The organism is Borrelia hermsii DAH, from assembly GCF_023035675.1.
Lineage (GTDB): Bacteria > Spirochaetota > Spirochaetia > Borreliales > Borreliaceae > Borrelia > Borrelia hermsii.
In genome coordinates this window covers 876,064-888,457 of sequence record NZ_CP073136.1, presented here as the reverse complement: position 1 = coordinate 888,457, position 12,394 = coordinate 876,064, and the positions used below count along the sequence as shown (strand labels likewise).

General features: G+C 28.7%; 13 protein-coding genes. 5 read left to right on the top strand and 8 right to left on the bottom strand.

Annotation, left to right across the window (positions count from 1 at the left end):
- Nucleotide 1 precedes the first annotated feature (1 nt).
- From bhDAH_RS04230 to bhDAH_RS04215, 4 genes are all read left to right on the top strand, one after another.
- Nucleotides 2–2,488, top strand: a complete 2,487-nt coding sequence (locus bhDAH_RS04230) for a helicase-related protein (RefSeq protein WP_012422573.1) — start codon at nucleotides 2–4, stop codon at nucleotides 2,486–2,488.
- 118 nt (nucleotides 2,489–2,606) lie between these two features.
- Nucleotides 2,607–4,058: a PTS transporter subunit EIIC gene (locus bhDAH_RS04225; protein ID WP_012422572.1), complete on the top strand. Its 1,452-nt coding sequence runs from the start codon at nucleotides 2,607–2,609 to the stop codon at nucleotides 4,056–4,058.
- 83 nt (nucleotides 4,059–4,141) lie between these two features.
- Nucleotides 4,142–4,654: a hypothetical protein gene (locus bhDAH_RS04220; protein ID WP_012422571.1), complete on the top strand. Its 513-nt coding sequence runs from the start codon at nucleotides 4,142–4,144 to the stop codon at nucleotides 4,652–4,654.
- The gene (locus bhDAH_RS04215) at nucleotides 4,647–5,435 is read left to right on the top strand and encodes a phosphodiester glycosidase family protein (protein WP_012422570.1); all 789 of its coding nucleotides are present in this window, start codon (nucleotides 4,647–4,649) and stop codon (nucleotides 5,433–5,435) included. Before bhDAH_RS04220 ends, bhDAH_RS04215 begins: the two co-directional genes overlap by 8 nt.
- Here the strand turns inward: bhDAH_RS04215 and bhDAH_RS04210 are convergent.
- Nucleotides 5,428–5,976, bottom strand: coding sequence for a TDE1717 family outer membrane beta-barrel protein (locus bhDAH_RS04210; RefSeq protein WP_012422569.1), 549 nt, complete (start codon nucleotides 5,974–5,976; stop codon nucleotides 5,428–5,430). The genes bhDAH_RS04215 and bhDAH_RS04210 overlap by 8 nt on opposite strands.
- A gap of 78 nt (nucleotides 5,977–6,054) precedes the next feature.
- On the opposite strand from bhDAH_RS04210, the gene bhDAH_RS04205 reads away from it, so the two are divergent.
- Entirely contained in the window at nucleotides 6,055–6,414 is a 360-nt protein-coding gene (locus bhDAH_RS04205) for a hypothetical protein (protein WP_012422568.1), read from the top strand.
- 170 nt (nucleotides 6,415–6,584) lie between these two features.
- Here the strand turns inward: bhDAH_RS04205 and miaA are convergent, their stop codons facing one another.
- The 7 genes from miaA to bhDAH_RS04170 are packed head-to-tail and all read right to left on the bottom strand — an operon-like array spanning nucleotide 6,585 to nucleotide 12,393.
- Complete coding sequence (gene miaA, locus bhDAH_RS04200; RefSeq protein ID WP_012422567.1) at nucleotides 6,585–7,487, bottom strand: tRNA (adenosine(37)-N6)-dimethylallyltransferase MiaA; 903 nt, start codon at nucleotides 7,485–7,487, stop codon at nucleotides 6,585–6,587.
- Nucleotides 7,474–7,671 carry a DNA-directed RNA polymerase subunit omega gene (locus tag bhDAH_RS04195; RefSeq protein ID WP_012422566.1) on the bottom strand — a complete coding sequence of 66 codons (198 nt, stop codon included), beginning with the start codon at nucleotides 7,669–7,671 and terminating at the stop codon, nucleotides 7,474–7,476. Before bhDAH_RS04195 ends, miaA begins: the two co-directional genes overlap by 14 nt.
- Before the next feature lie 24 nt (nucleotides 7,672–7,695).
- Nucleotides 7,696–8,235, bottom strand: a complete 540-nt coding sequence (gene cmk, locus bhDAH_RS04190; RefSeq protein WP_012422565.1) for a (d)CMP kinase — start codon at nucleotides 8,233–8,235, stop codon at nucleotides 7,696–7,698.
- The gene (locus bhDAH_RS04185) at nucleotides 8,232–9,101 is read right to left on the bottom strand and encodes a YicC/YloC family endoribonuclease (RefSeq protein ID WP_012422564.1); all 870 of its coding nucleotides are present in this window, start codon (nucleotides 9,099–9,101) and stop codon (nucleotides 8,232–8,234) included. The genes cmk and bhDAH_RS04185 overlap by 4 nt, the downstream gene beginning before the upstream one ends.
- 11 nt (nucleotides 9,102–9,112) lie before the next feature.
- Nucleotides 9,113–10,519, bottom strand: a complete 1,407-nt coding sequence (murC, locus tag bhDAH_RS04180; RefSeq protein ID WP_043924537.1) for a UDP-N-acetylmuramate--L-alanine ligase — start codon at nucleotides 10,517–10,519, stop codon at nucleotides 9,113–9,115.
- Complete coding sequence (locus bhDAH_RS04175; RefSeq protein WP_043924503.1) at nucleotides 10,509–11,453, bottom strand: hypothetical protein; 945 nt, start codon at nucleotides 11,451–11,453, stop codon at nucleotides 10,509–10,511. Before bhDAH_RS04175 ends, murC begins: the two co-directional genes overlap by 11 nt.
- Nucleotides 11,431–12,393 (bottom strand): pseudouridine synthase family protein, encoded by a 963-nt coding sequence (locus bhDAH_RS04170; RefSeq protein ID WP_012422561.1) that lies wholly within the window; start codon nucleotides 12,391–12,393, stop codon nucleotides 11,431–11,433. The genes bhDAH_RS04175 and bhDAH_RS04170 overlap by 23 nt, the downstream gene beginning before the upstream one ends.
- Nucleotide 12,394 lies beyond the last annotated feature (1 nt).

Genomic DNA, 12,394 nt, shown 5'->3' with positions numbered 1-12,394 from the left:
TATGAATGATTTTTGTCTTCCCATTTATAAATATAAAGATGAATTAATTAAAAAGTTAAGAACAAATAATGTTTTAATCGTAGAGAGTCCAACAGGAAGTGGAAAAACCACACAAATACCAAGAATAATATATGAAGCAGGACTAGCAAAACTTGGGAAAATTGGTGTAACACAACCAAGAAGAATAGCTACGATATCAATAGCAGAATACATTGCAAAACACATTGGAGTAAACCTTGGAGAAGAGGTGGGTTACAAAATAAGATTCCAAGAGATTACAAGTCCCAAAACCAAAATTAAATTAATGACCGACGGGGTTTTATTACAAGAACTCAAAAAAGACACTCTACTTTATGAATATGACGTAATAATAATAGATGAAGCTCATGAGAGAAGTTTAAACATAGATTTCATACTAGGACTTATTAAAGATATCTTAAAAAAAAGAAACGATTTTAAAGTCATAATCTCATCTGCCACAATAAATACAAAAGTATTTTCAAAATACTTTAATAATGCTCCAATACTTAATATAGAAACAATTACTTATCCTGTACAAATAATCTATAATCCACCACTACTTAACACATCAAAGTCAATGATATTAAAAATAAAAGAAATAATTAGCGGCATAATTAAAGAAAAAAAAGAAGGTGATATCCTTATATTCCTATCTGGAGAGAAGGAAATAAAAGAAACAATAAAAGCAATTTATGAACTAAACTCCAAACAAGATTTAGTAATCTTGCCTCTATATGGTCGAATGGCAAAAGAAGCACAAGAACAAATATTTATGCCTACCCCAAAGAACAAAAGAAAAATTATAGTATCAACAAATATTGCAGAAACTTCAATTACAATTGAAAATATTAAGATAGTAATTGATAGCGGGAAAGTTAAAACAAATAAATTCCAGATGAAAACACACACTTACTCACTTCAAGAAGTACCAATTTCAAAATCATCTGCAACACAAAGAGCAGGAAGAGCAGGAAGACTTTCAAAGGGAACATGTTACAGACTATATAAAAGAGATGAATATCAATTAAGAGACGAATATCAAAAGGAAGAAATATACAGAACAGATCTCTCGGAAGTAATATTAAGAATGGCAGATATCGGAATTAGAAATTTTACAAAATTTGACTTCATTTCCAAACCATCAATTAAATCTATTCAAACAGCAAGTGACATATTAAAATCCCTAGATGCAATAAATGAAAAAAATGAGCTTACGGAAATTGGAAAATATATGATAATATTTCCTCTAATACCAATACATTCAAGGGCTTTAGTTGAAGCAATGATAAACTATCAAAAAGCAATATATCCAACCACAATTGGACTATCATTTCTATCTACAAGTGGGGTTTTCTTACTACCTCAAAACGAAGAAATAGAGGCTAGACAAGCTCATCTGAAATACAAAAATCCACTAGGTGATTTAATAGGATTTATTAATATATTTGAAGATTACAAAAAAGCAATTAACAAAGAAGACTTTGCTAAAGAAAACTACCTAGACTTACAAGGTCTTGAAGAGATTACTAATGTACAAAGACAACTTGAAAATATTGTAAGTAGCTTCAACATACCAATAGTACACACACATGAAATTGATCAAGAAGGCTACTTAAAATCTATAATGAGAGGCATGAAAGATTATATTTGCTTTAAAAGCTTAAAAAATAAATATAAAACAATAAAAGCCCAAAATGTAGTAATTCATCCTGGCTCACTTATTAACACAGATTCTGTAAAATATTTCGTTGCAGGAGAAATAATTGAGACAAGTAAAAGATATGCCAGATCAATTGGGGTCCTTAAAAAAGAATGGATCAATGACATTCAATTTGAAGAAAATGAACATAAAAATACCCAAAAAGAGAATAAGAAATTAAATAACGTACAGAAAACTATAACAAAAAAAGATAAAAAACCTATATTAGAAAATGAAATAACTATTGGGGGAAAAAAATTTAAAACTCAAAATGAATATAAAAATCAATTAACACTTAGCTTAAAAGAAGTTAAGGAATTAATTTTAAGAAGACTAAAAAACGAAGAAGAAAAAACAATAAGAAATATCCTTGCAACATTAACACATGAAAATTTAATAATATTTAAAAATAAGAAATTAATAGAAATAATGCGTATAGTAAATGGTATGGAATCAGACTGGACGCTTATCCAAACATATGAAAACGCAAATGTCAACATTAATGAAGTTGATAAGATAAAAAATATTTTAGAATGCACTATGAATTTCATTAAACATCCCAATAAAAAATCAGCACTTTTCCTATCACTCAGAAGTGACTACTCTGGCAATTTTTGGCTAAAACCTCAAAAAAGCTTTATCATAGCAATCGAAGAATCAATGGACAGCATCAAAAGCCTGATTGACAATCAAGACAGTATTAAAAAACTTGCCCCTATTAAAAAAACATTAAATAAAGTTTACAAAAAATTAAACTTCTTTTTTTAATTTTTTTAAATAAAAAATTCATAAATCACACTTAAGGTTGCCAAAACAAATATTAAAAAATATAATGAACATTACTTAAACTAGAATCTTATTAAAAGTTAATAAACAATATTAATCAATGGGGGTAAATATGAATAATTTGATGAAAAATATGCAAAATCTTGGAAAAGCCTTACAAACTCCTGCGGCCATTTTGCCAATTGCTGGACTTTTACTTGGATTTGGATATCTCATAATAGAAATTACAGAACCTTCTGACATGCTTAGACAAATTGGTAAATTAATGGAACAATCAGGCAGTGCCATTCTTGGAAACTTACCAATACTATTTGCAATCGGAACTGGCATGGGGCTATCTAAAAATAATAAGGCATCTGCAGCACTAGGGGGGGCTGTGGGATACCTAATTTTAAATGCAGGATTATCTACATTTACAATAATAATCAACGGGAAATCAGAACCTGTTAATATGTCAGTCTTGGGAGGTATTATTACAGGCGCAAGTTCAGCCATGCTTAGCGACAAAGTAATAAACTATAAAATACCACAATTTTTAGGTTTCTTTTCAGGACAAAGACTAGTGCCAATAGCTAATGGAATGCTGTCTGCAATACTTGCCATAATATTTGGTTTCCTATGGGCACCACTACAAATAACTATCAATCAAATTGGAATCTGGATGATAGAGGCCGGCCATCTGGGAGTATTTGTATTTGGATTCCTAAATAGATTACTCATAATAACAGGCCTACATCAGCTTTTAAACACTTTAGTATATTTTGTATTCGGAGAATACACTACAAAGGACGGAAACATAATCCAAGGAGAAATTACAAGATATTTAAATGGGGATCCAACCGCTGGTGCATTCACATCAGGAATGTATCCAATTATGCTCTTTGGACTACCGGGTGCTGCTCTTGCAATGTACTTAACATCCAAAAAGGAAAGAAGAAAAGAAGTAGGTGGTATTTTATTCTCAGCAGCACTCACATCATTTCTAACAGGCATTACAGAACCAATAGAATATACATTCATGTTAGTAGCGCCTCTACTTTATCTAATACATGCTATTCTAACTGGAATAGCATTAATCATTACTAATATATTTGAAATACGCATAGCATTTGCACTCTCAGCAGGAATAATAGATTACTTCTTAATGTTTCCAAAATCAACAAACGCTCTGCTAATACTCCCAATAGGACTTGTAACTGGAGCTGTCTACTTTACCATTTTCACAGCACTAATTAAAACATTTAAAATCAAAACACCTGGTCGTGAAGATGATACTAAACAGCCAACAATATCTAATAATACTTCTAAGCTATCTCAAGATGGGGATTTTGAGGCAGTCATTCAAGCTCTTGGGGGACTTGATAATATAACAAATGTTGATTCATGCTTCACACGACTCAGAGTAGATGTGAAGTCTACTTCATTAGTAAATAAAGATTTAATGAACAAACTTGGAGCTACTGGAACAATCATTACATCAGGAAATCAAACTCAAGTAATATTCGGAGCAAAATCCGAACAAATTTCAAACTACATAAAATCCAAAATTTAAATCATAACGAATAAGAAGAAAAAAATTTATTCATTTCTTCTTATTCTCATTAAAAAAGTATATAATACTTAAAATAAAATCACATGGATCTCATACCATTTAAAACATCACTGCTCTTGTTATTAATAATCCCTCTTACTCTAACATACGGTACAGACAAAGAAAAGTTTGAAAAATTAAATAAACTATACATGCTATATGACTTAAATAACAATTTACCGAAAGAACTCGAAACAATAAATGCAATCAAAAATCTAAACTTGGAGTATTATCATTTACTTATGATCAAATATTTACTTAAAATAAAAAAATACGAAGAAGCTAATAATTTTTTAACAAAAATGAAAGCACCTAAAGATGAAAACATAAAAAATGAAATTTTGTTACTAAAACTCAGAATCAATGAAAAGAGCATAAGCGAGGAGGAAATCAATGACATTTTACAAAAAAATAAAAAGTTAGATATAAAAATAATCTACCAGTTATATAATATTGCAATAATAAAAGATTACAAAATGTCTTTAAAGATAAAAAATATAATCTTAAAAAACTATCCTAAAAGTATTTATTCTTATAAAATAAAAAGAAATGAATAAAAAAATCTTAGGCATAATAATATTAACTGTGTCATTAAGCGTCTTATCAGCACAAAAATCACTCAATTCAGAAGACGTGGGCATGCAATATGAAATAATTAAAAGTTCTTTTAAAGAAAGCAATTACGTCATTGTCAAGATTAAAAACAAAAATTTAAAGTTCATAATACCAAAGCCTATTTATGATCAAAAAATGAATAATTATTACTTTAAAGGCCAAACAACAAGCCAATTTTTACTTTCTAACAAAGTAGATATTGCCATTAACACTAGCCCATATGAGATTAAAGAAAATATGTTTTATCCTAATGGTTTATATATATATGATAAAAAAATAATATCCAATGCAAAAAAAGCTCAGGGGATAATTATAATTAAGAACAATCAAATAATATTAAATCCTAAGCAAGACGAGATCAAAAATTCTGATTATGGTTTTAGCGGATTCTTTCCTTTAATTACAAATGGAAATTACACTAAAAATTTTAAAGAGAATAAACATCCAAGAACAATAATAGGCACCGATAAAGAAAACAAACACCTATATCTAATAACAGTGGAAGGAAGAGGTACTAATAATAGCAAAGGAATCTCATTAAATGAAGCAATAGATCTATCACTAAATTATGCTATTACCAACTCTATTAATCTAGATGGAGGTGGTTCAAGCACACTTGTAACAAAAGTTAACAACCTTCCTCATAAACTCAATGTTACATCTAATCTTTTTGGGCAAGAGAGAATGGTTCCTTTTCACTTAGGAATAAAACTGCCTAATTGAGAAACTTCCAACCAATATTAATTCCAAGAGTAATCTCAGTTGTTAAAGAAGAATAATTCTTTACAGAAAGAGAAGTAGGCGAAATTGAAAGCATAAATAAAGGTCTAATATAGAGTCCTTTAACTTCAGGAATGAACAAATCTGTAGCAAATCCTAAAGACAAAAACACCAGATCTTGCCTCTTGGTACTTAAATCAATCGTATATTTAATCCCAAGAAGGGGAAATAATGTTCTAACATACTCCTTAAAAACAATCGGATAAATTCCATAAAGCCCAAAAGCAAAATATCTACCATGATGACTAGACAAAAAAGCATCCTTATAAGAAATATCCAAAATAACATAATTAGCATCAAAAAACAAATTTAAATTTATTCCATTGTCTACTCTACTATAATTTTTTACAGACCTATTTATATCACTTTTGCCGGTATAATTAGTAAACTGATAAGAAAATCCTCCTCCAAAAGATAATGGATATGCAAATATTAAAGCACTCGAAGGAAAAAATAGAAATAATAAAAAAACATATTTTTTCATTGATAATCCTTAAACTTTCTAAAAAAATATTATATTATTATATATAACTGTATATCAAGTAACATATATAATAAAACTATGAAAATAAAATTGCTATGCTTAATCTCTATGATATTTTTAACATGCAACAAGAAATTAGAAATTCCCCTAACCAAAGAATTCAAATTACCCAAAAGTAGTGTCTTAGGATTTTCAAGAAAAGTAGGAATCATAACAAAAAATTATGCTATCTTAAACAATGGAACTAAAACGGATAATACCAATTATGATTATCTAACAATCATTAGAAAAGACGAAATAGTAAAAATAGAAAAAATAATGCAAAACGCCGAAAAACATGGAATTAAAGGTAAATGGATATTAGCAACCTATAAAGGAAAAAAAGGATATATCTTTAGCAAAGACATAAATATAATAGATAATATAATTATTGAATAAACGAAATAATATGACAACACAAAAATGTTAGCTAGCAAAAAACCAACTAACATTTCGATTATTTATTCTTCTTTTTATGTCTATTCTTTCTTCTCTTTTTCTTTCGCTTATGAGTAGATATTTTTTGTAATTTTCTTTTTCTTCCACAAGGCACGCCTCATATCTCCTTATTAAACAAAAATTAAGTCCAAAATGTCTTTTAAGTCATCATCTGGATGAAACCACAAAACATTAGGAATTTTATCAAAAAAAGTCATCTGCCTTTTTACATATAAAAATGAATTCTTAACTATTAAATTTATTATATCATTTAACATAGAATAAGGTCTACTCTTCCACAACAAAAATTCACGATACCCTATTCCTTTAAAAGCTGGGGTTGTCTCATTGTATCCTTTCCCTAATAAGCTCTTAATCTCTTCAAGCAATCCACAATCAATCATATTCTTGACCCTAGATATTATCCTAGACCTCATTTCTTCCATAGGCCTTCTCAAGCCAATAGCTAAAACATTTGCAAGCATCTGCCCTCTTTTTAAAAATTGACTAATTGGAATACCTGTTTGATAATAAACTTCAAGCGATCTTTTAATCCTATAAATATCATTTTTACTAATTGACTCATATCTTTCAAAGTCTACTCTCTTAAGTTCCTCTAAGAGATAATTCTTCCCCCTTGTAGTAAAAAGACTATTTATATGAAGTCTTATTTCAGAAGAAACAGGCGGTGTACTGGGCAATCCATACTTTAAATGCTTAAAATAAAAAGCCGACCCACCTACAAATACAGGAAGCTTCTTTTGCACTCTTAAATTCTCTATTATTTCGCATGCTTCCTTATAAAATATTCCAAGATTATACTCTTCAATCGGTTCTAAAAAATCAACTAAATGATGTTTTACATGGGCTCTCAATTCAATGCTGGGCTTACAAGACGCAATATCGAACTCCTTATAAACTTGAACAGAATCGACATTAATTATTTCAGCTACACCTTTTGGAAAATTGAGTAAAAGCTCACTCTTACCTACAGCCGTAGGACCAAATATAAAAACTATTTTATTTCTCTTCAATTGAATACGTAAATCGATCTGTTAAAATATCATTAAAAGCTTGGCTTACTACTCTCTCATCAGAAATAGTATGCTCTGCTAAAGAAATTTGATCAATAATTTGATCTGTACGAATTATCACTGCCATAACAAGTTCATAATAATTGCCATCAAAATCTTGTATCTCTTTTAAAGGTATTCTCATTCCTTTTAAACCTCCTTAACTTATTTACTTAATATATAATTTCCTCTTTTCTATCTCATCCTTTATCAATTCAAAAACTTTATTTGCAGATCTATCGGTCGTATCAACTATAAAATCAGCTACATCTAAATAATTATCAATATCTATATTATAGACAGATAAATACCTCTTTGAATCATTAGAATCTCTATTAAAAGTACTCCTTAAAATATCGGAATACATACCACCTTCTCTGTTTATTATTCTCTCTGCTCGAATTTCTATCTTAGCATAAAGATATATCTTTAAATCAGCATTTTTTGAAAGCCAAATTGCAAGCCGAGACGCAAGAACTGTATTATCCTCTTTTGAAAGCTCCAATAATTTACCATCAAGATATTCATCCCAATAATGATCATTTCTACCAATTATTTCTTTCTCATAAAACATATCAAAGGGCATATTTTTCTCTCTAGCAATATCATGAAAAGTATAATTAACAAGCTTTAGACCATAATACTTTGCAAGCATCCCACTAATAGTTGTATTACCACAACCACTCTTACCAGAAACAGCTATCCTCATTCAATATTCCTTAGATGTTCTTTTATTTTCTCTAAATTTAACTTCATATTTAAAACTAAATTTCTAATATCAAGATCAATTGCTTTATTGCTCATTGTTGTAACCTCTCTATGCATTTCCTGAGCAATAAACTCTAAAATCTTGCCACACACCTCATTTTCAAGATTTTTATAAAAATTATCTATATGTGAATATAATCTTACTATTTCCTCATTAATATCTAACCGAATTGACATCTTAGCAGCCTCTTCTGCAACATTAACATCACTAAAATCATCCATTAATTTTAATAAATTTTCCTTAAGACTTAAGAAAAGCTTATCATTTATACTGCTCTGAGAATTCTTTAACAGTCCTAAATCCTTCCGTATTAACATAAGAATTGAAATTATATCTTGTTTAGTATTCTCACCCTCAAAGGTTCTACTCTTATCATAATTTAATAAAGTTTCTTCCAAAACTTCCTTAAAAGCATTAAAAATCATTTCCTGATTAACATCATTCTCATCAACAATAATTAAAGCCCCTCTTAAAGATAAGAAATCACCAAGGCTTAATTCATCCTTAATGTGTAAACTACTATGCAATAAACTATCTCTAAGACGAGCAATAGCCTCAACATAATGGGGATTTACATTAAAATTAATATTTGGAACTATTTCCTTATATCCTACATTTAAGAAAACATTTCCCCTTTTAACATAATTTGAAATAAAATTTCTTATTTCAAGCTCATAAGCATATAAAATTTCAGGTAATTTAAATTTAAATTCTAAAAATCTACCATTATAAGACTTCAAATTAACACTAAACATATAATTTGAAATAACTTTTTCCAAGTGAAAAAATCCAGTCATACTTTTCATTCAAAATACCTTTATAAAAAATCATGTAAAATAAAATTATTACCAGCTCCCATTGTAACAAATAAATCATTTCTCTTTAATAAACCCCTTATAAAATCAACAGAATCAACTACTTCTTTAAAAAAATAAACATTCTGATTTAAATCTTTAAGAGCTAAAAACAATTCTCTAGAGAGTTTATTCGGATCAAAATTTTCTCTAACTGAAAGATATATATTATGCAAAATCAATACATCAACATTGCTTAAAACTTTAACAAACTCATCAAAAAGAACTTGTGTCCTTGTAAAGGTATGTGGCATAAAATCTAAAATAATACGCCTATCCTTATAAAAATTCTTAAGTCCCAAAAGAGTACTTTCAATTTCCTTTGGATGATGAGCATAGTCATCAAGATATATAACTCCATCTTTTTCCATGATAAATTCCATCCTTCTTTTAATGCCCATATACTCTTTGGCTACTATCTTTATTCTCTCATCAAAACTCCAAACTAATTTTTTATGTTCCTCTAAAAATAGCTTTAAAGCTAAAAGTGCTGATGCAAAATTTAAAACATTATGAATCAAAGGGGTCCTCAGTCTAATATCAATACCCCCTAAAAAATCAAACTTTAAAAACTCGTCTATCACCTCAAAATGTTCAATTTTAAAATCAGCCAGAGAATTAAATCCAACACTAAAGACTTTAATATCTTTTCTTAAGATTTTATTTGTAATTTTAAGCAAATTAACTTCATCAGCATTTATTATTAATATCCCATTTTGCTTTAAATTATTAATATACTTTAAGAAAACATTTAAAACTGCTTCATAATTTTCAAAAAAATCAACATGTTCATAATCAATATTACTTAAAACAATCATATCCGGAGAAAAATGTAAAAAGTGATTCCTATACTCACAAGTCTCTGCAATAAATATATTACCCTGACCGACAAGACTAGATTTATTTTTAAAATCTTTAACACTAGCACCTAATATTACATTAGGCTGCAATCCTAGACTATTAAATAGCATACCTAAGAATGCCGCTGTGGTAGTTTTGCCATGAGAGCCTGCAACTCCGATACTATAATATTTTTTAGAAATCTTACCAAGAACCTCAGGATAAGATAAAATAGGAATTCCAAGTTCACATGCTTCTAGCAAAACAGATAAATTATCCTTATCATAAGCTGGTGAATATATTAAAACATCATAAGATTTATTATGAACTTTGAGTGAAAATTCATCAATATTCTCATAATAAGTTATATTATTACTCTTTAATATATCTTCCGTATGAAATTTTAAAGGAACATCGACCCCTTCTACAAAATACCCCTTATCATTTAAAAAACACGCAAGTGAACAAAGTCCAGAGCCCTTAATGCCTACCAAAAAGACATTACTTATATTATCCAAGTCAACATTCATCTTTTTTTTCCAAATTACATTTTTGATCATAAAATCTATGTATGATAACATCAATACCAGATATATTAATTACCGTATATTTTAGTACGTTTTCAATAATATAATTCCTAAGCATTTCCGCACCATTAAGTAAATCATTCTTAAGTGGAATATCTAAAAAGAGCTTAAAATAATAACTGCCCTGACTCTTTTTAATTTTCAAATCATAGACAATATAATCTCTATTATATTCAGAAACACAATGTTCAATAATTTGTCTTACAGCATTTTTAGAAACAGATAAAATTCCCCCCTCTTCATGAAAATGAGGCTTTACAATAGAACGAATATAGTTCCGTTTTTTTGATAAAAACCCTTTGCTTTTAAAAAAAACTCGAATCGAATCTAATAATAAACTTGGCTTAATAGATGTTATCTCAAAGGCAGCTGCTGGAACAACATGTTCGCCCATCTCTCTTGAAATTCTTGCTTTCTCTATTTCCTTTTTAGTAGAAATATCTGTTATATAAATAATTTTGGAAGAACTAGGCAATAAAAGTCGAGCTGTTATTTTATCTATCATGCGAATACTTGTTCCCAATATCAATATTTTATTAAAATTTTCTTTGCGAAGAGCTTCAACAATTTCATTTCTATGCGCATCATCTTCAAAAATAGAACGCCTTATTGCATCAAACACATTATTCTCAAACTTAGCAGAACTCCCAGCAATAATCTTCATATTTTTTATTAAAACACCATCATCAATGATCAAAGGAATAGAATATTTATCTGCTATTAAATGAGATCTAAAACTTTTTCCAGTACCAGCAACACCTACTAAAGAATAAACCTTAATCTTTACAAACTTATGTTTCATAGCAATTGAAATATCTTTTACTGCACCTAAGGCATTCTTAAATGTGAACTTATTAAATAAATCCTTTAAAATCATATACACCAAAAATATTACTTATCTGTTTTAAAAAATCTGAACTAGGTTCAACAAAAAATTCATTTCTTAAAAATAAAGACTGGTTAAATTTTATCAAAAAAGAATGTAAAAAGTAATTGTTTTTTTTAAATTTAGAATCATATTTCTTATCGTTAATCAAGGCATGTTTATTAAAAGCACATTGTGCTCTTATTTGATGTGTAAACCCCGTCCTAATTGACACCTCAGCAAGCGTTGAAGATTTAGAGACTAAAATTGGTTTAACATCAGTTATGGCATTACATCTGCCCTCATCATTAACAACGAAGGTTTTTCTTGCAATCCTATCACGATATAAAAAGTTCCTATAAGTCAAAGGTTTTTTAATCTCACCATCAAGCAAAGCCAAATACTTTTTAGTAACAATACCACTACTAAATGCCCTACTTAAAATTCTTGCAGAATCTATATTTTTTGCAAAAATAATGAGCCCTGAGGTATTCCTATCTAATCTATGCACAGATGAAGGTTTAAAACTAAGAGACTCAAGATTTTCATCTAAAAGATAAGAATTAATTAAAGCACCAAGTGAATACTTGTCTCCATGAACCAAAGCTCCTCTTCTCTTGTTAATTACAAGCAAATCCTCATCCTCATATACTATCCTTCTCTTTACATCTCTTAATATAGCATCCTCATCTTTGACTGTCATCTTGCTTAAACTTAAACCTTGAAGTAAAGGTTTATATAAATAAATTTGATCATCCTTAAAAACTCTATGAGAAAAAGTAACCTTTAAATTATTTAAAAGAATATCTCCATTTCTAATATGTCTCATTATTTTAGATTTAGGAAATTTTAAAAACTTTATTAACACTGCATCAAGTCTTTTACCATTGTCATTCTTTAGAACATCGATAACTCTATATTTACCAACACTCTTATCATTTAAAGACAACATA